This window comes from Nocardioides sp. Z30_9 (genome assembly GCF_058215735.1).
Genome location: NZ_JBZAJF010000001.1, coordinates 1,929,212 through 1,950,864 on the forward strand (window position 1 = coordinate 1,929,212; position 21,653 = coordinate 1,950,864).

Genomic DNA, 21,653 nt, shown 5'->3' on the forward strand with positions numbered 1-21,653 from the left:
CGGCCATCCGTTCCGGAGGTGGTCCGGGTCCCGACGGTGGAGCTGTCGAGTCCCTTGAGCGAACACGTAGTGGATGTCTTCAGTTGTGGAGCACAGCGGCTGGGCTCAGCCCTGGCGCTGCTTGTGACGCGGGTTCTCGCAGATCACCATGACGCGGCCGTGGCGACGAATCACCTTGCACTTGTCACAGATCGGCTTGACGCTCGGGTTGACCTTCATGTCAGCCCTTTCTCATTGGTCGGCTGGTTTGGTTACTTGTACCGGTAGACGATCCGACCCCGGGTCAGGTCGTAGGGGGACAGCTCCACCACCACGCGGTCCTCGGGGAGGATCCGGATGTAGTGCTGGCGCATCTTGCCGCTGATGTGGGCGAGCACCTTGTGTCCATTGCTCAGCTCCACTCGGAACATCGCGTTGGGAAGGGCCTCCACGACGGAGCCCTCCATCTCGATCACGCCTTCCTTCTTCGGCATGTCCTCCACAATCTGGTCGCTGGTGTTGGTTGTCTACCGTTGGCCCGGGAACCGCCTGCCACGACCGGCGGACCGGGCGGGCAGTGGACGTCGTGGGCCGCCCAAGGAACCTCAACCCCGGGCACGCACAGACCCATTCCTTCGAGCGAGTCCGCTGGTGTCCGGGCAGCCGCGAGGCGCCACAAAACGAGCCCACGTTGGGCCGACTCCCCAGTCTAGGACGAAAACGGGGTGGAGCGTTAATCCGTCCGGCGCCGGCCGACCAGGGAGGCGGGGTTGAACGGCGCCCAGATCCGTCGTCGCAGCGGCTGGGTCCGGCCCAGCGCGGCGCGCTCCCCCAGCACCTGCTCCCAGTAGGCACCCACAGTCTCCTCCTCGGGCTCCACCGCGGCGAACACGCCCTCGTCCCCCTCGCGGGACAGCGCCCCCGCTCGCGCGAGCACCCGTGCCTGCGCCGGGCGGGAAGTGTGCCGCGGCACGGGGATGCCGAGGTCGCGCGCGTGGTCGACGAGCTCGTTCCAGGCGCCGGCCATCTGGTCGGAGGGGCGTCCGCGAGTACGACGCAGCCGGCGGCGGACCAGCTTGGCCGCGGGGACCAGCAGCGCCAGGAGGAGGGCGAGCAGCCACGGCAGCGTGCGCACCACCGTGCCGCGGGTCTGGTCCTCGGCACGCTGCTCGGCCTTGCGCTTGGTGGCCCGGTCCCGCTTCACCAGGTCCTGCTTCTGCGTCTCCGTGCTCGCCGGCATCTGGGGCGGCGGCGGTGGCACGGGCGCGAGGTCGCGCAGCGGGGGCCGGCGGCTCATGAACTGCTCGGTCGGCAGCGTGCGCCAGATCCCGTCCACGGTGCGGACCTCGACCCACGCCCGCACGTCGGAGCCTCGCACCCGGCCGTCCTTCGGGACGACCGCGCCCACCACCACCCGAGCCGGTACGCCGACCCGGTTGGCAAGCACTGCCATCGCCGCGGCGTACTGCTCCTCGTTGCCCACCATGAGCGGGGCGAACAGGAACCCCTCGAAGAGCCGCTTGCTGCCGTGGCCCGCGGTGTACTGCTGCTCGCCGGGGAAGGCGCCGTTGCTGTACTGCCCGACGTCGCGCAGGTACTTGGCGAGCACGAACATCTTGCGCATCGGCTCGGCCGGGCTCGCCAGCAGCCGCTGCACGAGGGGGTCCGCCTTCTCCGCGTCCTCGACCGTGATCAGGTCACCGGGCCAGGCCCGCATGGACCGGGTGAGCCGCTGGTCGGGGATCACGGCAGTGAACTCGTAGGTGTTGCGCGGCTTGAGCCCGGCGGGGATCACGGCCGAGGAGGTCTCCAGGTCGTAGCGGACCTCGGTGCGCCGGGCCAGCCGGTCGGCGTTGAGGAACCGGAAGGACGTCAACGAGCCGACGGTGGGGATCCAGGCGCTGCGGTAGGCCCGGGTCACCGACACCCGCATGCGGTACTCACGACCGGGGGTGGAGTTCTCGATCCGGCTGTCGATCCGCAGGAAGCGGTCCAGGAGCGTGTCCGGCATGGTGTCGTTCTCCGCGCGCCACTCCTTGCCGTCGTACCGGTCCAGCGTCACCATCCTGATCCGGCTGCCCCGGGGCGCACCCGTGACGCTGAACAGCAGCTTCTGCCGCACGTTCTGCGGAGTGTCGGGCGGCTGCTCGGTGAAGGAGCGGAAGCGGCGCAGCGGCGAGTCGAGGGCGGCGACGTCCGGGACCTGGCCGATACGGCCCTGCAGGCTGGCGCCGGCCAGGCTGTCGCTGCCCGAGGTGACCACCGCCGCGATGGTCAGGGCGACCGCCGCGACCACCACCGCGGCTACCCCGCGCTGCCCCCGTCCGTGCGCTGCGCCGGCGACCTGCCGGGAGTGGGGCGCCAGGCCGAGCCCGCGGGCCACCACCCACACCACGGACACCACGGCGAACGCGGCCGGTGCCCAGTCGTAGGGGCCGCCGTCGGTCCGGCGCAGCAGCAGCACTACGACCAGGACGGCGATCAGGGGCAGGAGGGGACCTCCGACACTCCTGGTGCGCAGCGCCACCGCCGAGGCGGCCGCGCCCCCGAAGAGTCCGAGCAGGAACGGCACCAGGGCCGGGGCCCCGGCCAGGTCGACGCCGGGCAGGGTGGTGAGCAGCTCCCCCCAGCCGGTGACGCTGCCCTGCATCACCTCCACGAGCACGCCCAGGTCAGGGATCCCGGCGCCGAACCCCCCGCTGCGCAGCGCCATCGGACCGGCGAGCAGCAGTCCCCCCAGCGGGACGGCGGCGAGCAGCACGACGACCGACTGGCGCAGGGTGAGCAGCACGAGGGCCACCCCCGTCGCGGCCGCGGCCGCTCCCAGGACGAGGTAGCCCCAGCCGGCGAAGATCGTGTGCAGCCCGAGCAGCGCCAGGATCACCAGCACGAGCACCGCGACCAGGTCGGCCACCCCCACCGCGAGGCGGTACGGCGTCATGGCCGGGCTGCTCGTCAGGCCGCTCTCCGGGTGGCTCTCCGGGTGGCTCTCCGGGCCGCTCATCGGGCCGCCCCCGCGGCCACGGCGCGCACGGCACGCGACAGCTCGTCGAGGGTGCGCAGACCGACCAGCATCGCGTTGCCGGCCGCGGAGACGCTGGTGCTCGCCGTACCGTCCGCCCGGACCAGGAGGAGGTGGACCTCGGGTGGAAGCACGATGCGCAGGGCGCTGGTCAGCCCTTCGTCCGCGGCGCTCCCGGTCAGCAGGGCCAGCCAGCTGGTCTCGGGTGCCAGCCGCAGCGCCTGTCGGGCGGCGACGACGGGGTCGGAGGAGCTCGCGAGCTCGATGCGGCAGCACGCGTCCAGCACCCCGTCGAGACCGCGTCCGGTGACGGCGTGCTCACCGCACAGCATGGAGAGGTCGACCCCGTCCTGGTGCGCGCGGGCGGCGAGCGAGGCCGCGGTCGAGACCACGGTCTCGAAGTCCTCCGGGTCGAGGTAGGAGTCGCGGTTGTCGTCGATCACCACGGTCAGGTGGCTGCGCCTGCTGTCGTGGTACTGGCGGATCTGGAGCTTCCCGGCCTTCGCCGAGGAGCGCCAGTGCACGTGCCGCAGCTCGTCCCCCGGCGCGTACTCCCGCAGGGCGTGGAAGGCGAGGTCGCTCATCGAGACCTCGTCGCTCGGCGTCCCCTCCTGGTCGCGGATCACCCCGGCGCCGACGGAGTCGACCGGCACCATCCGCGGCAGCACCAGGAGCTCGGTCGCCGGGGACCACCGCTCGGTCCACTGCAGCAGCCCGAGCGGGTCGCTGCGCCGCGCGATGACCGGGCCCACCGGCACCACCCCCCGGCGCAGCTGGGACAGCTCGATGCGCTCCTCGACGACCTTGTCCCGGCGCAGGACCGGCAGCCTGATCAGGTGCTCCTCGGACCCGACGGGCACGTCGACCACGGGGCCGAGGATCCGGAGCCGGCCGACGCTCGTCGCCCCGAGCACCACCTCCGCGACGTCTCCGGCCACCGCTCGCGGCGGCGAGACCGTGAGGTCGACCCGGGCCCGCGTGGGCAGGAACACCGATGCCACTGCCAGCAGGCCCATCACCAGGCAGGCCACCCACATCAGCTGGAAGACCGACCAGCTCCCCACGGCGTCCATCAGGTAGCACAGGAGGGCGACCAGGAGCAGCCAGCGCCCCGAGGGCGTGACCACCCGCAGAGGCGCCGGGAGCTTCACGACCTACACGCGTACCGAGGGGACCGGGACGCGGGCCAGCAGGTCGTCGACGACGTCGTCGATGCTCACGCCGCGGAACTGTGCCTCGCCGTCGAGGATCAGCCGGTGCCCCAGCACGGGGTGGGCGAGCTCGGCCACGTCCTCGGGCACGACGTAGTCCCGGCCGTCGGCGGCCGCCCAGGTCTTCACCACCCGCATCAGGGCCAGGCAGCCGCGCGCGGACAGGCCGAGCCGCACGTGCTCCATCTCCCGGGAGGCCTCCGCCAGCTGCCGGATGTAGGTCACGATCGAGCGGTCCACGTGCACCTCGTCGGCGATCCGGCCCATCTCCTCCACCAGGGCGATCGCCATGATCGGCTGGACCAGCGTGGCGCGGTCGCGCAGCCGCGAGTTGAGCAGCAGCTCCTCGGTGGCCTCGGCGTCCGGGTAGCCCACCGAGGTCTTCATCAGGAACCGGTCCAGCTGGGCTTCGGGAAGGCGATAGGTGCCGGCCTGCTCGATGGGGTTCTGGGTGGCGATCACGATGAACGGGTGCGGCACGTCGTGGGTGATCCCGTCGACGGTGACGTGCCCTTCCTCCATCACCTCCAGGAGCGCGGACTGGGTCTTCGGCGAGGCACGGTTGATCTCGTCGGCCAGCACGATCGAGTGGAAGATCGGGCCGGGGTGGAAGGTGAAGGTCCCCTTGTTCTGCTCGTAGACGGTGATGCCGGTGACGTCGCTGGGCAGCAGGTCGGGGGTGAACTGGACGCGAGCGTGCGATCCCTCGAGCGTCCCGGCCAGTGCCCGCGCGAGCATCGTCTTCCCGGTGCCGGGGAAGTCCTCGAGCAGCAGGTGCCCACCCGAGACCAGGCAGGTCAGCGTCAGCCGGATCACGTGCCGCTTGCCGAGCACGGCGAGCTCGATGTTCCCGGTGAGCGCCTCGAAGGTCTCCTGGAACCACTCCACGCGCTCAAGGCCGATCGTCATGGCCGTCATCGTAAGGGACCCCGAGTGCCCCGCATTGGGCGATACGCCCGATCAGCGCCGGTGCAGCCGCACGAAGTTGGCGAGCATCGTCATCGGGTGGACGACCTCGACGGCACGGGAGGCCTCCTTGAGGCTCTCGGCCTCGCCGGGGTCGAAGTAGCCGGCGTCCTTGTACACCTCGATGCGGGTGCAGATCCCCTCGTCGTCGAGCTCGGGGTGGAACTGGGTGGCGTAGACGTTGTTGCGCACGCGGAAGGCCTGCACCGGGCAGGCCTGCGAGGTGGCGAGCTGCACCGCGCCGGGTGGCAGTCGCAGCATCGACTCCTTGTGACCGCCGTACGCCGCGAACTCGACCGGCAGGCCGGCGCACACCGGGTCAGCCTCCCCCTCCGGGGTCAGGCTCACCGACAGGGGGCCGACCGGCTCGGGCCAGCTGCGGTCCACCACCCCGCCCTGGTGCAGCCCCAGGGTGCCGATGCCGTAGCAGGCACCGAGGAACGGGAAGTCACGGCGGACCACCTCGTCGAGCAGCGCCGAGATCGCCTGCTCGGCGCGCACCTGCTCAGGCGACTTGGAGTCCTGGGGGTCGCTGGCGTTCCACGGTCCCCCGCCGAGCAGGATCCCGGACCAGTCGTCGAGGTCGATGCGGGGCAGGTCCTCGTGGGCGAGGTTCACCAGCGGCAGCTGGGCCTCGGCCAGGCCGGTGAAGCGCCGGAAGGAGTCGTACTCGTTCGCGGCGGCGGCTTCCTCACCGCGGATCGAGAGCAGCAGGAAGGGTCTGGTTTCGGGCATTCAGTCCCCGCCGTACGGGACCCCGAGCTCGGTCAGCTTCGCCTTGCCGCCGTCGACAGCGGTGAGGATCCACGCGCCGTCCGGGGTCAGGGTGAAGCTGTGCTCGAAGTGCGCCGCCCAGCTGCCGTCGTCGGTGACGACCGTCCACTCGTCCTCGGCGATGTCGGTGTACTTGCTGCCCAGGGTGATCATCGGCTCCACGGCCAGCGCCAGGCCGCGCTCCAGCTTGGGACCGCGACCGGCACGGCCGTAGTTCGGGACGTTCGGCGGCTGGTGCATCGCGGTGCCGATGCCGTGCCCGGTGAAGTCCTCGAGGATGCCGTACTCGCCGCCACCGGGGTGCGGCTGGGAGCGCACGTAGCTCTCCACGGCGTGCGAGATGTCGGTGACCCGGCCGCCGAGGCGGGCCGCGGCGAACCCGGCCCACATGGACCCCTCGGTCACCCGCATCAGCTCCAGCACGTCGGGCCGGACCTCGCCGACCGCGACCGTGATCGCGGCATCGCCGTGCCAGCCGTCGACGATCGCGCCGCAGTCGATGGAGATGACGTCTCCGTCCTCCAGCGTCCGGGCCCCCGGGATGCCGTGCACCACCTCGTCGTTGACCGAGGCGCAGATGCTGGCGGGGAAGGGCGGGTGCCCGTAGCCGAGGAAGGAGGGTACGCCGCCCCCGGCCCGGATGTTCTCCTCGGCGATGGCGTCGAGCTCGCCGGTGGTGATGCCGGCCCGTACCGAGGCGCGCAGCAGCTCCAGGGTCTCGCCGACCAGGAGACCGGCGACCCGCATCTTCTCGATCTGGGCGGGTGTCTTGATCTCCACCCCGCGGTCACGGAAACCCATGATCAGCTCTCGTTGACGTCCTGGAGCGCCTTGAAGATCCGCTCGGTGACCTCGTCGACCTCACCCATGCCGTCGACCTCGATCAGTCGTCCGCGCTTGCGGTAGACCTCGATCAGCGGCTCGGTCTGCTCGACGTAGAGCTCCTGGCGGCGCCGGATGACCTCTTCGGTGTCGTCGGAGCGGCCATCGGTCTCCGCGCGCTGGAGCAGCCGCTGGACGAGCTCCTCGGGGTCGACGGTCAGCACCACGACGGCGTCGAGCTCGTGCCCGGTGTGCTTGATCATCCCGTCGAGCTCCTCGACCTGGGCCACCGTGCGCGGGTAGCCGTCGAGCAGGAACCCCGGTGCGGCGTCCGGCTCGTCGATGCGGTTGCGCACCATCAGGTTGGTGACCTCGTCGGGGACGTACTCCCCCGCGTCCATGAACTGCTTGGCCTTGACTCCGAGCTCGGTGCCCTCGGAGACGTTGTGGCGGAAGATGTCGCCGGTGGAGATGGCCGGGATGCCGAAGTGCTCAGCGACGCCCTTGGCCTGGGTGCCTTTGCCGGCCCCGGGGGGGCCCATCAGGATGATTCGCATTTATCGCAGGAACCCTTCGTAGTTGCGCTGCTGGAGCTGGCTCTCGATCTGCTTCACGGTGTCGAGTGCGACACCGACCATGATCAGCAGGGAGGTGCCACCGAAGGGGAAGTTCTGGTTGGCGCCGACAAGGACCAGGGCGACCAACGGGATCAGCGACAGCAGACCCAGGTAGAGCGCACCCGGCAGCGTGATGCGGGACAGGACGTAGGAGAGGTACTCCTCGGTCGGCTTGCCTGCCCGGATCCCGGGGATGAAACCGCCGTACTGCTTCATGTTGTCCGCGACCTCTTGGGGGTTGAAGGTGATCGCGACGTAGAAGTAGGTGAAGAAGATGATCAGCAGGAAGTACGCCAGCATGTACAGGGGGTGGGATCCGCTGACGAAGTAGGTGGAGATGAAGCGCACCCAGGGCGACGTCGAGTTCTGGTTGAACTGCACCGCCATCGCTGGGAGGTAGAGCAGGCTCGAGGCGAAGATGACCGGGATGATGCCGGCCTGGTTGACCTTGAGCGGGATGTAGGTGGAGGAGCCGCCGAACATCTTGCGGCCGACCATCCGGCGGGCGTACTGCACCGGGATCCGGCGCTGCGCCTGTTCGATGAAGACCACGGCGGCCATCACCACCAGGCCGATCAGGAGCACGGCACCGAAGATCCAGGGGCCCTTGGCCTTCTGCACGCCCCACAGGGAGGCGGGGAAGGTGGCGACGACCTGGGTGAAGATCATGATCGACATGCCGTTGCCGATGCCGCGCTCGGTGATCAGCTCGCCGAACCACATGATGATCGCCGTGCCGGCGGTCATGGTGAGCACCATCAGCATCGCGATCAGCGTGGTGTCCTCGTAGAGCAGCGGCTTGGTGCACCCCTGGAGGAGGTTGCCGGTGCGGGCCAGCGCGACGATGCCGGTGGCCTGCAGGATCGCCAGGGCAAGGGTGAGGTATCGGGTGTACTGGGTGATCTTCGTCTGCCCGGACTGGCCCTCCTTCTTCAGGGCCTCCAGGCGTGGGATCACCACCACCAGCAGCTGCAGGATGATGCTCGCGGTGATGTAGGGCATGATCCCGAGCGCGAACACGGTCAGCTGCAGCAGCGCGCCACCGGAGAACAGGTTGATCAACCCGTAGATGCCGCTGTCCTTGGTCTGGTCGAAGCAGGCCTGGACGTTGGGGACGTGCACACCCGGCGTCGGGATCTGTGACCCCAGACGGAAAAGGGCGACGATGAACAGCACGAACAGCAGCTTGTTGCGCAGGTCCGGTGTCCGGAAAGCGTTGGCGAAGGCGCCTAGCACGTGCTCCTCTTTCGGAAATCGACTGGTCTAGCCGGCGGACTGACCCGCAGACAGGTTCAGTCGGGACCGAACCCGTGGAAGCCTAACAGGGCGGGAGGATCATCACGGGTCTAGGTGTGATGATCGTCCCGCCCTGTCGGCGATTGACGTCTCGCGCTCAGCGCTCGGTCGCGGTGCCACCGGCAGCCGCGATCTTCTCCTTGGCAGAGCCGGAGAAACGGTCAGCAGTGATCTGGACGGCCACCGTGATGTCGCCCTGGCCCAGCACCTTGACGGGCTGGCCCTTGCGGACGGCACCCTTGGCGACCAGGTCGTCGACGCTGATGGTGCCCCCCTCGGGGAACAGCGCGCTGACGCGGTCCAGGTTCACCACCTGGAACTCCACCTTGAACGGGTTCTTGAACCCGCGCAGCTTGGGGAGACGCATGTGGATGGGCATCTGGCCGCCCTCGAACCCTGCCGGGATCTGGTTGCGGGCCTGGCTGCCCTTGGTACCGCGACCGGCGGTCTTGCCCTTGGAGGCCTCACCGCGACCCACACGGGTCTTCGCGGTCTTGGCGCCGGGGGCAGGGCGCAGGTGGTGCAGCTTCAAGCTCATTTGGAGTCAACCTCTCCGTCAACTTCCGTGACCGTCACCAGGTGACGGACGGTGTGGACCATGCCCCGGAACTCGGGGCGGTCCTCCTTGACGACCACGTCACCGATCCGCTTGAGACCCAGCGAGCGCAACGTGTCGCGCTGGTTCTGCTTGCAGCCGATGGTGGACTTCATCTGCTCGACCTTCAGGCGGGCCATCACTGCACCCCTGCCTTCTCGGTCCGGGCGGCCTCGATGCCCTCGGCCTGAGCCCTGAGCATCGCAGCCGGGGCAACGTCCTCGACGCGCATTCCGCGCCGGGCGGCGACGGCTGCGGGGTCCTCGAGGGAACGCAGGGCCTCCATCGTGGCGTGCACGATGTTGATCTGGTTCGAGGAGCCGAGCGACTTGCTCAGGACGTCGTGGATGCCGGCGCACTCGAGCACCGCGCGCACCGGGCCACCGGCGATCACACCGGTACCGGGGGACGCGGGACGCAGGAACACGACGCCGGCGGCCTTCTCGCCCTGGACGGGGTGAGGGATGGTGCCCTGGATGCGGGGGACGCGGAAGAAGGACTTCTTCGCCTCCTCGACACCCTTGGCGATGGCCGCGGGAACTTCCTTGGCCTTGCCGTAGCCCACGCCGACCATGCCGTCGCCGTCACCGACGATCACCAGGGCGGTGAAGCTGAAGCGACGACCACCCTTGACGACCTTGGCGACGCGGTTGATGGCCACGACGCGCTCGATGTACTGGCTCTTCTCCTGCTGGCCGCCGCGACCACCGTCACGGCCGCCGCGGCCGCCACCTGCGCGCTGACCGCGCTGCTGGGATCCGCTCATGAGATAACTCCCTTGAATGTCATGTCTGCACCACTCGCCATCAGAAGGTCAGGCCGCCCTCACGGGCGCCGTCAGCCAGGGCCGCGACGCGACCGTGGTACTTGTTGCCGGCGCGGTCGAAGACCACGCCCTGGACTCCGGCCGACTTCGCGCGTTCGGCCACGAGCTCGCCGACCTTGCGAGCCTTGGCGGTCTTGTCGCCCTCGCTCGAGCGCACGTCGGCCTCCATGGTCGAGGCATACGCGATGGTCTTGCCCACCAGGTCGTCGACGAGCTGCACGGTGATGTGCTTGGACGAACGGGTGACCACCAGGCGGGGACGCTCGGTGGTGCCGCTGATCTTCTTGCGACCACGGATCTGGCGACGCGTGCGCGAGGCGACGCGAGCCGACGTGTGCTTGCCAGTCTTGAGTGCGATAGCCATCGTCACTTACCAGCCTTTCCGACCTTGCGGCGAATGTGCTCTCCGGAGTAACGCACGCCCTTGCCCTTGTAGGGCTCCGGCTTGCGCAGCTTGCGGATCTTGGCCGCAGTTTCGCCGACGAGCTGCTTGTCGATGCCCTGGACACCGAGCTTCGTGGGTCCCTCGACGGTGAACGTGATGCCGTCAGGGGCGTTGAACGTGATCGAGTGCGAGTAGCCGAGCTGGAACTCCAGCTGGGTGGGGCCCTTGGAGAGCACGCGGTAACCCACGCCGACGATCTCGAGCTTCTTCTCGTAGCCGTCGGTGACACCGATGACCATGTTGTTGATGAGCGTGCGGGTCAGGCCGTGAAGGGACCGACTCTGGCGCTCGTCGTTGGGACGCTTCACCTCGAGGGCTCCGTCACCGTTCTCGACGGTGATCGGGGAAGCGACCGTGTGGCTCAGGGTGCCCTTGGGCCCCTTGACCGTGACGGTCTGGGAATCCACCTGCACGTCGACACCGGACGGAACCGGGACGGGCAGCTTGCCAATTCGTGACATTGCTATTCCTCCTGGTTCCTGGTCACCAGACGTAGGCGAGGACTTCCCCACCTACGCCCTTGCTGTTGGCCTGACGGTCGGTGAGCAGACCCTGGCTGGTCGAGATGATTGCGACGCCGAGGCCGCCGAGCACCTTCGGCAGTGCGGTGTGCTTGGCGTACACGCGCAGGCCCGGCTTGCTGATCCGGCGTACGCCGGCAATCGAGCGCTCGCGGTTGCGGCCGTACTTGAGCTGGATGTCGAGCGTCTTGCCGACCACGTCCTCGTGGTCGTGGACCTCGAAGGAGGTGATGTACCCCTCCTGCTTGAGGATCTCGGCAACGCCCTGCTTCAGCTTGCTGTAAGGCATCGACACCGAGTCGTGGTACGCCTGGTTGGCGTTGCGCAGACGCGTGAGCATGTCTGCGATCGGGTCAGTCATTGTCATGGCCGTCTCGGCCCTTTCTCCACTCCGGTTTCGCCCTGCGTCTCAGGGCGACCTGTAGCGATCATTGGTTGGTGGTCAGGCGGTGATCGAGCGGGTGGGGATCACCAGGAGCTCTTGGTCACGCCGGGCAGCTCGCCGGCGTGCGCCATCTCCCGCAGGCAGATCCGGCAGAGGCCGAACTTGCGGTAGACGGCCTTGGGCCGCCCGCACCGCTGGCACCGGGTGTAACCGCGCACCGCGAACTTGGGCTTGCGTGCGGCCTTGACCTTCAGTCCGGTCTTTGCCATGTCAGTTGCCTTCCTTGAACGGGAAACCGAGCTTCTTGAGCAGTGCCCGGCCTTCGTCGTCATTCGTCGCGGTGGTCACCACCGTGATGTCCATGCCGCGCGAGCGGTCGACCTTGTCCTGGTTGATCTCGTGGAACATGACCTGCTCGGTCAGACCGAAGGTGTAGTTGCCACGGCCGTCGAACTGGCGGTCCGAGAGTCCACGGAAGTCGCGGATACGGGGCAGCGCCAGCGCGAGCAGGCGGTCCAGGAACTCCCACATGCGGTCGCCGCGAAGCGTCACGTGGGCGCCGATCGGCATCCCCTCGCGCAGCTTGAACTGGGCGATCGACTTGCGGGCCTTGGTGACCTGCGGCTTCTGGCCGGTGATCGCGGTGAGGTCCTTGACGGCGCCCTCGATCAGCTTGGAGTCGCGAGCAGCCTCGCCCACGCCCATGTTGACCACGATCTTGGTCAGGCCGGGAACCATCATCACGTTGGCGTAGCCGAACTGCTCGCGCATCGCGGGGATGATCTCCTCGCGGTAGCGCACCTTCATCCGCGGTCCGGCAGACGCCTCGGCCGACTGGTCGCTGTTGATCTCGGTCATTGCTTCACTCATCAGATCTCTTCTCCGGACTTCCGGGAGATGCGCACGCTGCGCTCGGCCTGGTAGGTCGAGCCGTCGGAGCGGCGCTTCGTCGTCTCCACCCGCTTGGAGCCGAGGCGGGTGATCCCGTCGCCGTCGACGACCATCACGTTGGAGATGTGGATCGGCGCCTCGGCGGTCACGATGCCGCCGGTGCTTGCCGCACCGCCCTGGTTCACGACCTTGGTGTGCTTCTTGACTCGGTTCACGCCCTCGACGATCACCCGCTGCTCCTCGCGGAGCACCTGGATGACCTTGCCCTCGGCGCCCTTGTCCTTGCCGGCGATCACCTTGACGGTGTCACCCTTCTTGATCTTGACGCTCATCTCAGAGCACCTCCGGTGCCAGCGAAATGATCTTCATGAACTTCTTCTCGCGCAGCTCGCGGCCCACAGGGCCGAAGATGCGCGTTCCACGGGGTTCCCCGTCGCTCTTGAGGATCACTGCTGCGTTCTCGTCGAAGCGGATGTACGAGCCGTCCGCACGACGACGCTCCTTGACGGTGCGCACGATGACGGCCTTGACGACGTCGCCCTTCTTGACGTTGCCGCCGGGGATCGCGTCCTTGACGGTGGCGACGATGACGTCGCCGATGCCGGCGTAGCGCCGACCAGAGCCGCCGAGCACGCGGATGCAGAGGATCTGCTTCGCACCCGTGTTGTCGGCGACCTTGAGTCGCGACTCCTGCTGGATCATGTCTTAGTTCTCCTACTTCGCCTTCTCGAGGATCTCCACGACGCGCCAGCGCTTGGTGGCGCTCAGCGGACGGGTCTCCATGATCCGGACGCGGTCACCGATGCCACAGTCGTTCTGCTCGTCGTGGGCCTTCAGCTTGCTCGTGCGCCGAAGGACCTTGCCGTACAGCGCGTGCTTGACGCGGTCCTCCACGGACACGACCACGGTCTTGTCCATCTTGTCGCTCACGACCAGGCCTTCACGGACCTTGCGCGCAGAGCGCTCCTCCACGGAGCCCTCGACTACCGGGTTCTCGCTCATGCGCCAACCTCCTCAGACTGTGCCTTGGAGCCCGGGGCCGTCCGGATGCCGAGCTCGCGCTCACGCACCACGGTGTAGATCCGGGCAATGTCCTTCTTGACCGCACTGAGGCGGCCGTGGCTCTCGAGCTGACCGGTGGCGGCCTGGAACCGGAGGTTGAACAGCTCCTCCTTGGCCTCACGCAGCTTCGACTCGAGGTCGACGTCGTTCAGGTCGTCGAGCTCATGGGCTGTCGCCATCAGAAATCACCTGCTTCACGGCTGATGAACCGGCACTTCATCGGGAGCTTGTGGATCGCGCGGCGCATCGCCTCGCGGGCGACGTCCTCGTCGACTCCGGCCAGTTCGAACATGACACGGCCGGGCTTGACGTTGGCCACCCACCACTCGGGCGAACCCTTACCGGAACCCATGCGGGTCTCGGCGGGCTTCTTGGTCAGCGGACGGTCGGGGTAGATGTTGATCCACACCTTCCCGCCACGCTTGATGTGACGAGTCATCGCGATACGCGCCGACTCGATCTGGCGGTTGGTGACGTACGCCGGCTCGGTCGCCTGGATGCCGAAGTCTCCGAAGGAGAGCTTCGTGCCGCCCTTGGCTGCGCCGGTGCGCTTGGGGTGGTGCTGCTTGCGGTGCTTGACCCTGCGGGGCATCAACATGGGACTCAGGCCTCCGTTCCGGTGGTCGCGGCGGCCGGTGCCTCGGCGGCGGGAGCCGCAGCGGTCTCGGTCGCGGGGGCGCCCGCACGGTCAGCGCGGGTCGGGCGGTCTCCCGCACCGGCGCCGCGGGAACCGCGGGTCGGGCGGTCGCTCGCACGGTCTCCCCTGGCGCCGCCGGCCGCTCCGCGGCCACGGCCGGGAGCACCTGCACGGGCAGCTGCCTGGGCCTCGCGCTCGGCACGGGTGCCGGCGACCTCGCCCTTGTAGATCCACACCTTCACGCCGATGCGGCCGAAGGTGGTGCGGGCCTCGTAGAAGCCGTAGTCGATGTCGGCGCGCAGCGTGTGCAGGGGCACGCGGCCCTCGCGGTAGAACTCCGAGCGCGACATCTCGGCGCCGTTGAGACGGCCCGAGCACTGGATCCGGATGCCCTTGGCACCCGAGCGCATCGAGGTCTGCATGGCCTTCTTCATCGCGCGACGGAACTGCACGCGACCGGAGAGCTGCTCGGCGACACCCTGGGCGACCAGCTGTGCATCGATCTCGGGCTGCTTGACCTCGAGGATGTTCAGCTGGACCTGCTTGCCGGTCAGCTTCTCGAGCTCGCTGCGCAGGCGGTCGGCCTCAGCGCCACGGCGACCAATGACGATGCCCGGGCGAGCGGTGTGGATGTCCACCCGCACGCGGTCCCGGGTGCGCTCGATCTCGACCTTGGAGATGCCGGCCCGCTCCATGCCCTTGGAGAGCAGCTTGCGGATCGCGACGTCCTCGCCGACGTAGGACTTGTAGAGCTTGTCGGCGTACCACCGGCTCTTGTGGTCGGTGGAGATACCGAGGCGGAACCCGTTCGGGTTGATCTTCTGACCCATCAGGCGGTCCGTCCCTTCTTCTTGGTCTGCTGCGTGGTCGACTCGACTGCGGGCTGCACCACCAGGGTGATGTGGCTGGTGCGCTTGTTGATCCGGGTGGCCCGGCCCTGCGCACGCGGTCGCCACCGCTTCATCGTGGGGCCCTCGTCGACGGTCGCCTTGCTGACCACCAGAGTGCCGCGGGCGAGGTCCTCGGTCGTCGTGGCGTTGGCCACGGCGCTCTCGAGCACCTTGTAGACGGTTTCGCTGGCGGCCTGCGGCGCGAACTGCAGCAGTGCCAGGGCATCGTCGACAGGGAGCCCGCGGACCATGTCCACGACTCGACGCGCCTTCATCGGGGTGATCCGGACGAAGCGCGCGCTGGCGAAGGCGCCCGGCTGGTCACCGAGCAGCGAGTCACGTCGGGCGCTCGTGCGCCTGCGATCTGTAACGCTCATTGCTGTATCTCTCCTTGCGACGCCGCGTCAGCGGCGGCGGCTCTTCCGGTCGTCCTTCACGTGCCCGCGGTAGGTGCGGGTCGGGGCGAACTCGCCCAGTTTGTGGCCGACCATCGAGTCGGTCACGAACACCGGGACGTGCTTGTGTCCGTCGTGCACGGCCAGCGTGTGACCGATCATGGACGGCACGATCATCGAGCGGCGCGACCAGGTCTTGATCACGGTGTGGGTTCCGGCGTCGTTCTGCGCGTCCACCTTCTTGATCAGGTGGTCGTCGACGAACGGGCCCTTCTTCAGGCTGCGAGGCATCTCTGGGCTCTACCTTCCGCGCTATCTCTTAGCGCTTCTTGCCGGACTTGCGGCGACGGACGATCAGGGCATCGCTGGCCTTGCGCTTGCGCGTGCGGCCCTCGGCCTTGCCCCAGGGTGAAACCGGGTGGCGACCACCGGAGGTCTTGCCCTCGCCACCACCGTGCGGGTGGTCGACCGGGTTCATGACGACACCACGGACGGTCGGGCGGCGGCCCTTCCAGCGCATCCGGCCGGCCTTGCCCCAGTTGATGTTCGACTGCTCGGCGTTGCCGACCGCGCCGATGGTGGCACGGCAGCGGACGTCGACGTAGCGCATCTCACCGGAGGGCATCCGCAGCTGTGCGCGGGACCCCTCCTTGGCGACGAGCTGCGCGCTGTTGCCGGCGGAACGGGCGATCTTGGCACCGCCACCGGGCCGGAGCTCGATGCAGTGGATCGTCGTACCGACGGGGATGTTGCGCAGCGGCAGGTTGTTGCCGGGCTTGATGTCGGCGGTGGGACCGGCCTCGATCGCGGTGCCCTGGCTGACGCCGAGAGGAGCGATGATGTAGCGCTTCTCGCCGTCGGCGTAGTGCAGCAGCGCGATGCGTGCGGTGCGGTTCGGGTCGTACTCGATGTGGGCGATCTTCGCCGGGACGCCGTCCTTGTCGTAGCGACGGAAGTCGATCACCCGGTAGGCCCGCTTGTGGCCGCCACCCTGGTGCCGGGTGGTGATCCGGCCCTGGTTGTTGCGGCCGCCCTTCTTGGGCAGCGGCTTGACCAGGGACTTCTCCGGCGTGGTCCGGGTGATCTCGACGAAGTCAGCGACCGACGAGCCACGACGGCCCGGGGTGGTCGGCTTGTACTTGCGGATTGCCATGTCTTTACCTCAGTCAGTTCTCAGCGGATGCCGGTCAGGAGACCGGTCCTCCGAAGATGTCGATGCGGTGACCCTCTGCGAGGCTGACGATCGCGCGCTTGGTGTCCTTGCGCTTTCCGGTGCCGGTACGGGTACGCCGGGTCTTGCCGGTGCGGTTCATGGTGTTCACCGAGGTGACCTTCACGTCGAAGATCTTCTCGACCGCGATCTTGATCTCGGTCTTGTTCGCGTCCGGGTGGACCAGGAACGTGTACTTGTTCGCGTCGAGGAGGCCGTAGCTCTTCTCGCTCACGACCGGTGCGATCAGGACGTCGCGGTGGTCCTTGTGCAGGGTGCTCATTTCTCGTCCTCCACGGGCGTCTCAGCGGGGGCGTCCTCGATGACCGCGTCGTTGGCCGGGGCCTCGACGATGGTCGCCTTGCGAACGCTGGACGACGCGGTGCCGTTGACGAAGGCGTCGTAGGCGTCCTGGGTGAAGATGACGTCGTCGGACAGCAGCACGTCGTAGGTGTTGAGCTGGTCGACGGCGAGCAGGTGCACCGAGGCCACGTTGCGCAGCGAGAGCCAGGTCAGCGCGTCGTCACGCACGAGCACGACCAGCTGGCGACGCTCGCCGGCGAGGCCGGCCAGCGCTGCGACGGCGTCCTTGGTCGAGGGCTTGTCGCCACCGACGAGGGACTCCACCACGTGGACGCGTCCGGCGCGGGCCCGGTCGGAGAGGGCACCGCGCAGGGCGGCGGCCTTCATCTTCTTGGGGGTGCGCTGGTCGTAGTCACGCGGCTGCGGGCCGTGGACGACGCCACCACCGACGAACTGCGGGGCGCGGGTCGAGCCCTGACGGGCGCGGCCGGTGCCCTTCTGCTTGTGCGGCTTGCGGCCACCGCCGCGAACCTCGCCGCGGCTCTTGGTGGAGTGCGTGCCCTGACGGGCCGCTGCCTGCTGGGCCACCACGACCTGGTGGATCAGCGGGATGTTCGTCTCGACGTCGAAGATCTCGGCGGGGAGATCAACCTTGACAGTCTTCGCGGTCATGCGCCGGCCTCCTGGGTCTTCTTGGCTGCCGAGCGGATGATGACCAGCCCACCCTTGGCGCCGGGAACGGCACCCTTGAGGAGGATCAGGCCCTTCTCCACGTCCACGGCGTGCACGGTGACGTTCTGCGTGGTCACGGTGTCGCTACCCATGCGACCAGCCATGCGCGTGCCCTTGAAGACACGGCCCGGGGTCGCGCAGGCGCCGATGGAGCCCGGCTTGCGGTGGTTCTTGTGGGCACCGTGAGAGGCACCGACGCCGTGGAAGCCGTGCAGCTTCATGACGCCGGCGTAGCCCTTGCCCTTGCTCGTCCCGGTGACGTCGACCTCCTGGCCGGCGGCGAACAGCTCGGGGCTGAGCTCCTGGCCGACCTCGTAGGTGGGGGCGTCACTGGTGCGGATCTCGACGACGTGGCGGCGTGGGGTCACGCCTGCCTTGCCGAAGTGACCAGCGGTCGGCTTGTTGACCTTGGCGCCGTCGATCTCGCCGAAGCCAACCTGGATGGCGTTGTAGCCATCCTTCTCGGGGGTCCGGACCTGGGTCACCACATTGGTGCCGGCCGCGACCACGGTTACGGGGACGACGCGGTTGTTCTCGTCCCAGGTCTGGGTCATGCCGAGCTTCGTGCCCAGCAGTCCCTTGACGTTGCGTTCGAAAGTGCTCACAGGAACCTCAGAGCTTGATCTCGATGTCGACACCGGCAGGCAGGTCGAGACGCATCAGCGAGTCGACCGTCTTCGGTGTGGGGTCAATGATGTCGATGAGGCGCTTGTGCGTGCGCATCTCGAAGTGCTCGCGGCTGTCCTTGTACTTGTGCGGCGAGCGGATGACGCAGTAGACGTTCTTCTCGGTCGGCAACGGCACCGGGCCGGCGACCTTCGCGCCCGTACGGGTCACGGTGTCCACGATCTTGCGCGCCGAGGTGTCGATCACCTCGTGGTCATAGGCCTTGAGCCTGATGCGGATCTTCTGTCCCGCCATCAAACAACGTCCTTACTTCGTAGTCCTGCGACTGGTCTCCAGACGTCCTCGGTGAGGATGTCCGCGCTGCTGCCACCCCGTCTCGTCCGACCCCCGCGGTCGGGCGTGTCGTGCGTCTTGACGAGCGCGCGACACACACAGAACTCGTGCGGGTCGTTGTTTCGGAGTGGTGCCCGGGGGTCCGGGCTGAACGGGATCTCCTGATGCGGCGCGAACGCGCAACCACGTCTGCTGCGATGAGCAGCTCAGGAAAACCTGTTCAGTGGTCAATGTCCGCGCCCCGGCAATCCCGCCGGAGCAACCTGACTATCTTGTCAGAGACACCCGCCCTGCGCCAAATCGGGTGCACGCGGGGGCCTCGTGGGGGCTGCCGGAGAGCTCAGATCTGCGGGTTCTCCTGGCCCACCTCGTCAAGGATAGCGCCGTGGGTGGCACGCATCCTGGGGATGGTCATGCACAGCAGCGCCGCTCCCAGGCACATCGCACCCGCGGTCACCCAGGCCAGGAAGTAGTCGCCGGTCCCCTCCCGGATCCAGCCGGCGTACGACGCGGCGACGCCCGCTCCCACCATGTGCGAGGCGAACACCCACCCGAAGACGACGCCGGACCGCTCCAGGCCGAAGTGGTCGCGGCACAACGCCACGGTGGGCGGCACCGTCGCCACCCAGTCCAGGCCGTAGAACACGATGAAGAAGAACAGGCTGGGCGCGACCTCAGGCCCCAGGAGCGAGGGCACCACGAGCAGCGAGAGCCCGCGCAGCGAGTAGTAGGCGAACAGCAGGTAGCGGGGATCGACCTTGTCGGTGAGCCAGCCGGACGCGACCGTGCCCACGATGTCGAAGACGCCGATCAGGGCGAGCAGCCCGGCCGAGGTGGTCGCCGGCATCCCGTGGTCGTGCGCCGCCGGGATGAAGTGGGTGCCGATCAGCCCGTTCGTCGACCAGCCACAGACCCAGAACGTGAGGAACAGCACCCAGAACGTCCACGTGCGGCCGGCCTCCCGCAGGGTCCGGACCGCCAGGGCCGCGGCACCCGAGCCGGCACCGGTCGCAGCGGGCGGCTCGACGTACGACGGTGGCGCGCCGTAGGGCACCTCCCCCACGTCGGAGGGCCGGTCGCGCAGCACCAGGAGCACCAGCGGGACCAGCAGCAGCGCGAACGCCGCGACCAGGCCGGCCGCCCAACGCCACCCGGGCCCGGCCGCGAGGTGTGCGATCACCGGCAGGAAGACCAGCTGACCGGTCGAGCTCGCCGCCGAGAACAGCCCGGTGACCAGGCCGCGGTGCCGGACGAACCAGCGGTTGGCCACGATCGCGCCGAAGACCAGCGCCATCGCCCCGGTGCCGAGGCCGATCGGCACTCCCCACAGGAACCACAGCTGCCACGCCTCGGTCATCACGAGCGTCAGGCCCGCCCCCAGCGAGACCAGGGCGAGCGCACCGGCCACCACCCGTCGTACGCCGAACCGCTCCATCACCGCAGCGGCGAACGGCGCGGTGAGGCCGTAGATGACGAGGTTCAGGGTGACGGCGCCCGAGGTCATGCCCCGGGACCAGCCGAACTCGTGCTCCAGCGGCTCCAGGAGGGCCCCTGTGGAGGAGCGGAAGCCCGCCGCGGCCACCAGGGCCGCCATCGTCGCCGCGGCGACCCACCAGGCCCGCCCGCTGATCCGGGCGTCGGGCACCACGACTCCGCTCACCCCCGAAGTCTAGGAACACCCATGCCCGGGGCGCAGGCACGACAGCTGCCGGCTTGCACCGGTCCGGCGTCCAGACCAGCCTTGTCCGGGCCGCGATCGCGGCTTAGCGTCGCCTCATGGACGCCACCGTCCTCATCGGCTTCGCCAAGGTCATCGGGATCTCCCTGGTCCCGGTGGCCCTGTTCGCGGGCGCCCTGCACGCCCGTGCCGCGGTGGAAGGGTGCCGCTCGCTGGGCAGGCGGGCGAAGCTGCTCCCACCGGCACCCGATCCCTCGCCGCCACGGCCGCCGCTGCAACGACTGGCCGCGGACCTGCGCCGGCTGCGTCCTGAGGTGCGCTCCCCCCGCGCCGGGGTGGCGATGGCCCGCCAGCGCGGGGTGGTCGCCGCCTACGACAGCGTGCTGATCAGCACCGCCGAGGCGCTGGACGTGCCCACGCTCCTCGGCGAGCTCACCGATGGCCTCGACCGCGAGGCGGAGCGGCTGCGGCTCGAGCACGCCCTCGAGCGGGCCGGCCTGAGCTGGCAGGTCGAGGACGGCTGAGCACAGGCCGCTGGGGGCGGATCAGCGCCGGCGGTAGGCGAGGTCGACGATCTCCCGCTCAGCGGCCACGCCCTTGCGCTCGAACTTGGTGACCGGCCGGTCCTCCCAGCGCTCGACCCGGCCACCCTCCAGGGCGGGCTCCTGGTCCAGGACCGCCCGCATCTGCTCGGCGTACTCCGCCCAGTCGGTCGCCAGCCGCCACACGCCGCCCGGGCGCAGCCGGGAGGCCGCCAGCGAGGCGAACTCCGGGGTGACCAGCCGCCGCTTGTGGTGGCGCTTCTTGGGCCACGGGTCGGGGAAGAACGTCCACAGCTCCTCGACCTCGCCGGGACCGAAGAGGTGCTCGAGGCACCAGACCGCGTCCACCGACAGCAGCCGGACGTTGTCCGCCCCCGCTTCTGCCAGCAGCCCGAGCGTGTGCGCGACCCCGGGGCGCCAGACCTCCAGCGCCACGATGTTGCACTCCGGCCGCTGGGCGGCGAGCACAGCCGTCGCCTCCCCCACCCCGGACCCGATCTCCACGATCAGCGGCGCCGTCCGCCCGAACACCTCGCTCCAGCTGAACGCAGGGTCGTCGACCGCCTCCTCCGGAATCACCCAGTCGCGGTGGTGCGCGTCCCACGACTCCTGCTGGGAAGGCGTGAACCTCCCACCCCGCCGGGAGTAGGTGAGCACCTCGCGCATCCGCGTCCCGTCCTCGGTGTACTTCTGGCGCGGTCGAGCAGCAGGAAGGGTGTTGTCCACGCAGCACATTGTGTCCGACGGGGGCGAGCCGTTGATCGGCCGGTTGGGGGTCGGGTTGGGCTCGGCAGTTGGGCTCGGCAGTTTCCCAGGTCATGAACCCGAACTGCCTCTTCACACATGGGGTGGGGTGTGTGAAGAGGCGGTTGTGGTTCATAACCTGGGAAACCG

33 protein-coding genes are annotated in these 21,653 nt (G+C 68.8%); 1 reads left to right on the top strand and 32 read right to left on the bottom strand.

Annotation, left to right across the window (positions count from 1 at the left end; translation table 11 throughout):
- Nucleotides 1-105: 105 nt before the first annotated feature.
- The 31 genes from rpmJ to AC4BGB_RS09520 form a co-directional block, all read right to left on the bottom strand.
- Entirely contained in the window at nt 106-219 is a 114-nt protein-coding gene (rpmJ, locus tag AC4BGB_RS09370) for a 50S ribosomal protein L36 (RefSeq protein ID WP_004008316.1), read from the bottom strand.
- A 32-nt stretch (nt 220-251) separates the two neighbouring features.
- Nucleotides 252-473 (bottom strand): translation initiation factor IF-1, encoded by a 222-nt coding sequence (gene infA, locus AC4BGB_RS09375; protein WP_056536352.1) that lies wholly within the window; start codon nt 471-473, stop codon nt 252-254.
- A gap of 239 nt (nt 474-712) precedes the next feature.
- Nucleotides 713-2,983 (bottom strand): transglutaminase-like domain-containing protein, encoded by a 2,271-nt coding sequence (locus tag AC4BGB_RS09380; RefSeq protein WP_490546513.1) that lies wholly within the window; start codon nt 2,981-2,983, stop codon nt 713-715.
- Nucleotides 2,980-4,152: a DUF58 domain-containing protein gene (locus AC4BGB_RS09385; RefSeq protein WP_490546514.1), complete on the bottom strand. Its 1,173-nt coding sequence runs from the start codon at nt 4,150-4,152 to the stop codon at nt 2,980-2,982. Before AC4BGB_RS09385 ends, AC4BGB_RS09380 begins: the two co-directional genes overlap by 4 nt.
- Before the next feature lie 3 nt (nt 4,153-4,155).
- A complete protein-coding gene (locus tag AC4BGB_RS09390; protein ID WP_490546515.1) occupies nt 4,156-5,121 on the bottom strand; it encodes an AAA family ATPase in 966 nt (321 codons plus the stop codon).
- Between the two features lie 51 nt (nt 5,122-5,172).
- Complete coding sequence (locus tag AC4BGB_RS09395; protein WP_490546516.1) at nt 5,173-5,913, bottom strand: glutamine amidotransferase; 741 nt, start codon at nt 5,911-5,913, stop codon at nt 5,173-5,175.
- Complete coding sequence (map, locus tag AC4BGB_RS09400) at nt 5,914-6,753, bottom strand: type I methionyl aminopeptidase (protein ID WP_490546517.1); 840 nt, start codon at nt 6,751-6,753, stop codon at nt 5,914-5,916.
- Nucleotides 6,754-6,755: 2 nt separating this feature from the next.
- On the bottom strand, nt 6,756-7,331 hold the full coding sequence (locus AC4BGB_RS09405) for an adenylate kinase (RefSeq protein WP_490546518.1): 576 nt from the start codon (nt 7,329-7,331) through the stop codon (nt 6,756-6,758).
- Nucleotides 7,332-8,627, bottom strand: a complete 1,296-nt coding sequence (gene secY / locus AC4BGB_RS09410; RefSeq protein ID WP_490546519.1) for a preprotein translocase subunit SecY — start codon at nt 8,625-8,627, stop codon at nt 7,332-7,334.
- Between the two features lie 157 nt (nt 8,628-8,784).
- A complete protein-coding gene (gene rplO, locus AC4BGB_RS09415; RefSeq protein WP_490546520.1) occupies nt 8,785-9,225 on the bottom strand; it encodes a 50S ribosomal protein L15 in 441 nt (146 codons plus the stop codon).
- A complete protein-coding gene (gene rpmD, locus AC4BGB_RS09420; RefSeq protein WP_490546521.1) occupies nt 9,222-9,422 on the bottom strand; it encodes a 50S ribosomal protein L30 in 201 nt (66 codons plus the stop codon). The genes rplO and rpmD overlap by 4 nt, the downstream gene beginning before the upstream one ends.
- The gene (rpsE, locus tag AC4BGB_RS09425; RefSeq protein ID WP_490546522.1) at nt 9,422-10,048 is read right to left on the bottom strand and encodes a 30S ribosomal protein S5; all 627 of its coding nucleotides are present in this window, start codon (nt 10,046-10,048) and stop codon (nt 9,422-9,424) included. Before rpsE ends, rpmD begins: the two co-directional genes overlap by 1 nt.
- A 40-nt stretch (nt 10,049-10,088) precedes the next feature.
- On the bottom strand, nt 10,089-10,472 hold the full coding sequence (gene rplR / locus AC4BGB_RS09430; RefSeq protein ID WP_490546523.1) for a 50S ribosomal protein L18: 384 nt from the start codon (nt 10,470-10,472) through the stop codon (nt 10,089-10,091).
- 2 nt (nt 10,473-10,474) lie between these two features.
- Nucleotides 10,475-11,014 (bottom strand): 50S ribosomal protein L6, encoded by a 540-nt coding sequence (rplF, locus tag AC4BGB_RS09435; RefSeq protein WP_490546524.1) that lies wholly within the window; start codon nt 11,012-11,014, stop codon nt 10,475-10,477.
- Between the two features lie 22 nt (nt 11,015-11,036).
- The gene (gene rpsH / locus AC4BGB_RS09440) at nt 11,037-11,441 is read right to left on the bottom strand and encodes a 30S ribosomal protein S8 (RefSeq protein WP_490546525.1); all 405 of its coding nucleotides are present in this window, start codon (nt 11,439-11,441) and stop codon (nt 11,037-11,039) included.
- Between the two features lie 101 nt (nt 11,442-11,542).
- A complete protein-coding gene (locus tag AC4BGB_RS09445) occupies nt 11,543-11,728 on the bottom strand; it encodes a type Z 30S ribosomal protein S14 (RefSeq protein ID WP_027860504.1) in 186 nt (61 codons plus the stop codon).
- Between the two features lies 1 nt (nt 11,729).
- Complete coding sequence (gene rplE, locus AC4BGB_RS09450) at nt 11,730-12,329, bottom strand: 50S ribosomal protein L5 (protein WP_490546526.1); 600 nt, start codon at nt 12,327-12,329, stop codon at nt 11,730-11,732.
- On the bottom strand, nt 12,329-12,682 hold the full coding sequence (gene rplX / locus AC4BGB_RS09455) for a 50S ribosomal protein L24 (RefSeq protein ID WP_490546527.1): 354 nt from the start codon (nt 12,680-12,682) through the stop codon (nt 12,329-12,331). Before rplX ends, rplE begins: the two co-directional genes overlap by 1 nt.
- A gap of 1 nt (nt 12,683) precedes the next feature.
- Entirely contained in the window at nt 12,684-13,052 is a 369-nt protein-coding gene (rplN, locus tag AC4BGB_RS09460; protein ID WP_490546528.1) for a 50S ribosomal protein L14, read from the bottom strand.
- Between the two features lie 12 nt (nt 13,053-13,064).
- Complete coding sequence (gene rpsQ / locus AC4BGB_RS09465) at nt 13,065-13,352, bottom strand: 30S ribosomal protein S17 (RefSeq protein WP_490546529.1); 288 nt, start codon at nt 13,350-13,352, stop codon at nt 13,065-13,067.
- Nucleotides 13,349-13,591: a 50S ribosomal protein L29 gene (gene rpmC / locus AC4BGB_RS09470; protein ID WP_490546530.1), complete on the bottom strand. Its 243-nt coding sequence runs from the start codon at nt 13,589-13,591 to the stop codon at nt 13,349-13,351. The genes rpsQ and rpmC overlap by 4 nt, the downstream gene beginning before the upstream one ends.
- Nucleotides 13,591-14,010 carry a 50S ribosomal protein L16 gene (rplP, locus tag AC4BGB_RS09475; RefSeq protein WP_490546531.1) on the bottom strand — a complete coding sequence of 140 codons (420 nt, stop codon included), beginning with the start codon at nt 14,008-14,010 and terminating at the stop codon, nt 13,591-13,593. Before rplP ends, rpmC begins: the two co-directional genes overlap by 1 nt.
- A gap of 5 nt (nt 14,011-14,015) precedes the next feature.
- Nucleotides 14,016-14,879: a 30S ribosomal protein S3 gene (gene rpsC, locus AC4BGB_RS09480; RefSeq protein WP_490546532.1), complete on the bottom strand. Its 864-nt coding sequence runs from the start codon at nt 14,877-14,879 to the stop codon at nt 14,016-14,018.
- The gene (gene rplV / locus AC4BGB_RS09485; RefSeq protein WP_490546533.1) at nt 14,879-15,316 is read right to left on the bottom strand and encodes a 50S ribosomal protein L22; all 438 of its coding nucleotides are present in this window, start codon (nt 15,314-15,316) and stop codon (nt 14,879-14,881) included. The genes rpsC and rplV overlap by 1 nt, the downstream gene beginning before the upstream one ends.
- Before the next feature lie 27 nt (nt 15,317-15,343).
- Nucleotides 15,344-15,625: a 30S ribosomal protein S19 gene (gene rpsS / locus AC4BGB_RS09490; protein WP_490546534.1), complete on the bottom strand. Its 282-nt coding sequence runs from the start codon at nt 15,623-15,625 to the stop codon at nt 15,344-15,346.
- A gap of 28 nt (nt 15,626-15,653) precedes the next feature.
- Nucleotides 15,654-16,487: a 50S ribosomal protein L2 gene (gene rplB / locus AC4BGB_RS09495; RefSeq protein WP_490546535.1), complete on the bottom strand. Its 834-nt coding sequence runs from the start codon at nt 16,485-16,487 to the stop codon at nt 15,654-15,656.
- Nucleotides 16,488-16,521: 34 nt separating this feature from the next.
- Nucleotides 16,522-16,827: a 50S ribosomal protein L23 gene (gene rplW, locus AC4BGB_RS09500; protein ID WP_490546536.1), complete on the bottom strand. Its 306-nt coding sequence runs from the start codon at nt 16,825-16,827 to the stop codon at nt 16,522-16,524.
- Nucleotides 16,824-17,519 carry a 50S ribosomal protein L4 gene (gene rplD, locus AC4BGB_RS09505; protein ID WP_490546537.1) on the bottom strand — a complete coding sequence of 232 codons (696 nt, stop codon included), beginning with the start codon at nt 17,517-17,519 and terminating at the stop codon, nt 16,824-16,826. Before rplD ends, rplW begins: the two co-directional genes overlap by 4 nt.
- The gene (rplC, locus tag AC4BGB_RS09510) at nt 17,516-18,184 is read right to left on the bottom strand and encodes a 50S ribosomal protein L3 (protein ID WP_490546538.1); all 669 of its coding nucleotides are present in this window, start codon (nt 18,182-18,184) and stop codon (nt 17,516-17,518) included. The genes rplD and rplC overlap by 4 nt, the downstream gene beginning before the upstream one ends.
- 7 nt (nt 18,185-18,191) lie before the next feature.
- Nucleotides 18,192-18,500, bottom strand: coding sequence for a 30S ribosomal protein S10 (gene rpsJ, locus AC4BGB_RS09515; protein ID WP_008360994.1), 309 nt, complete (start codon nt 18,498-18,500; stop codon nt 18,192-18,194).
- A gap of 379 nt (nt 18,501-18,879) precedes the next feature.
- A complete protein-coding gene (locus AC4BGB_RS09520; protein WP_490546539.1) occupies nt 18,880-20,199 on the bottom strand; it encodes an MFS transporter in 1,320 nt (439 codons plus the stop codon).
- 116 nt (nt 20,200-20,315) lie between these two features.
- Between AC4BGB_RS09520 and AC4BGB_RS09525 the strand changes: the two genes are divergently transcribed.
- Nucleotides 20,316-20,741: a hypothetical protein gene (locus AC4BGB_RS09525; RefSeq protein WP_490546540.1), complete on the top strand. Its 426-nt coding sequence runs from the start codon at nt 20,316-20,318 to the stop codon at nt 20,739-20,741.
- A 21-nt stretch (nt 20,742-20,762) separates the two neighbouring features.
- Here AC4BGB_RS09525 and trmB read toward each other — a convergent pair whose 3' ends face one another.
- Nucleotides 20,763-21,494 carry a tRNA (guanosine(46)-N7)-methyltransferase TrmB gene (gene trmB / locus AC4BGB_RS09530; protein WP_490546541.1) on the bottom strand — a complete coding sequence of 244 codons (732 nt, stop codon included), beginning with the start codon at nt 21,492-21,494 and terminating at the stop codon, nt 20,763-20,765.
- Between the last annotated feature and the right edge of the window lie 159 nt (nt 21,495-21,653).

Excerpts from the sequence above, each read along its gene's own strand:
- rpmJ (WP_004008316.1), bottom strand. The coding sequence starts at position 219 with ATGAAGGTCAACCCGAGCGTCAAGCCGATCTGTGACAAGTGCAAGGTG.
- infA (WP_056536352.1), bottom strand. The coding sequence starts at position 473 with ATGCCGAAGAAGGAAGGCGTGATCGAGATGGAGGGCTCCGTCGTGGAG.
- AC4BGB_RS09380 (WP_490546513.1), bottom strand. The coding sequence starts at position 2,983 with ATGAGCGGCCCGGAGAGCCACCCGGAGAGCCACCCGGAGAGCGGCCTG.
- AC4BGB_RS09390 (WP_490546515.1), bottom strand. The coding sequence starts at position 5,121 with ATGACGATCGGCCTTGAGCGCGTGGAGTGGTTCCAGGAGACCTTCGAG.
- AC4BGB_RS09395 (WP_490546516.1), bottom strand. The coding sequence starts at position 5,913 with ATGCCCGAAACCAGACCCTTCCTGCTGCTCTCGATCCGCGGTGAGGAA.
- map (WP_490546517.1), bottom strand. The coding sequence starts at position 6,753 with ATGGGTTTCCGTGACCGCGGGGTGGAGATCAAGACACCCGCCCAGATC.
- AC4BGB_RS09405 (WP_490546518.1), bottom strand. The coding sequence starts at position 7,331 with ATGCGAATCATCCTGATGGGCCCCCCCGGGGCCGGCAAAGGCACCCAG.
- rplO (WP_490546520.1), bottom strand. The coding sequence starts at position 9,225 with ATGAGCTTGAAGCTGCACCACCTGCGCCCTGCCCCCGGCGCCAAGACC.
- rpmD (WP_490546521.1), bottom strand. The coding sequence starts at position 9,422 with ATGGCCCGCCTGAAGGTCGAGCAGATGAAGTCCACCATCGGCTGCAAG.
- rpsE (WP_490546522.1), bottom strand. The coding sequence starts at position 10,048 with ATGAGCGGATCCCAGCAGCGCGGTCAGCGCGCAGGTGGCGGCCGCGGC.
- rplR (WP_490546523.1), bottom strand. The coding sequence starts at position 10,472 with ATGGCTATCGCACTCAAGACTGGCAAGCACACGTCGGCTCGCGTCGCC.
- rplF (WP_490546524.1), bottom strand. The coding sequence starts at position 11,014 with ATGTCACGAATTGGCAAGCTGCCCGTCCCGGTTCCGTCCGGTGTCGAC.
- rpsH (WP_490546525.1), bottom strand. The coding sequence starts at position 11,441 with ATGACAATGACTGACCCGATCGCAGACATGCTCACGCGTCTGCGCAAC.
- AC4BGB_RS09445 (WP_027860504.1), bottom strand. The coding sequence starts at position 11,728 with ATGGCAAAGACCGGACTGAAGGTCAAGGCCGCACGCAAGCCCAAGTTC.
- rplE (WP_490546526.1), bottom strand. The coding sequence starts at position 12,329 with ATGAGTGAAGCAATGACCGAGATCAACAGCGACCAGTCGGCCGAGGCG.
- rplX (WP_490546527.1), bottom strand. The coding sequence starts at position 12,682 with ATGAGCGTCAAGATCAAGAAGGGTGACACCGTCAAGGTGATCGCCGGC.
- rplN (WP_490546528.1), bottom strand. The coding sequence starts at position 13,052 with ATGATCCAGCAGGAGTCGCGACTCAAGGTCGCCGACAACACGGGTGCG.
- rpsQ (WP_490546529.1), bottom strand. The coding sequence starts at position 13,352 with ATGAGCGAGAACCCGGTAGTCGAGGGCTCCGTGGAGGAGCGCTCTGCG.
- rpmC (WP_490546530.1), bottom strand. The coding sequence starts at position 13,591 with ATGGCGACAGCCCATGAGCTCGACGACCTGAACGACGTCGACCTCGAG.
- rplP (WP_490546531.1), bottom strand. The coding sequence starts at position 14,010 with ATGTTGATGCCCCGCAGGGTCAAGCACCGCAAGCAGCACCACCCCAAG.
- rpsC (WP_490546532.1), bottom strand. The coding sequence starts at position 14,879 with ATGGGTCAGAAGATCAACCCGAACGGGTTCCGCCTCGGTATCTCCACC.
- rplV (WP_490546533.1), bottom strand. The coding sequence starts at position 15,316 with ATGAGCGTTACAGATCGCAGGCGCACGAGCGCCCGACGTGACTCGCTG.
- rpsS (WP_490546534.1), bottom strand. The coding sequence starts at position 15,625 with ATGCCTCGCAGCCTGAAGAAGGGCCCGTTCGTCGACGACCACCTGATC.
- rplB (WP_490546535.1), bottom strand. The coding sequence starts at position 16,487 with ATGGCAATCCGCAAGTACAAGCCGACCACCCCGGGCCGTCGTGGCTCG.
- rplW (WP_490546536.1), bottom strand. The coding sequence starts at position 16,827 with ATGAGCACCCTGCACAAGGACCACCGCGACGTCCTGATCGCACCGGTC.
- rplD (WP_490546537.1), bottom strand. The coding sequence starts at position 17,519 with ATGACCGCGAAGACTGTCAAGGTTGATCTCCCCGCCGAGATCTTCGAC.
- rpsJ (WP_008360994.1), bottom strand. The coding sequence starts at position 18,500 with ATGGCGGGACAGAAGATCCGCATCAGGCTCAAGGCCTATGACCACGAG.
- AC4BGB_RS09525 (WP_490546540.1), top strand. The coding sequence starts at position 20,316 with ATGGACGCCACCGTCCTCATCGGCTTCGCCAAGGTCATCGGGATCTCC.
- trmB (WP_490546541.1), bottom strand. The coding sequence starts at position 21,494 with ATGTGCTGCGTGGACAACACCCTTCCTGCTGCTCGACCGCGCCAGAAG.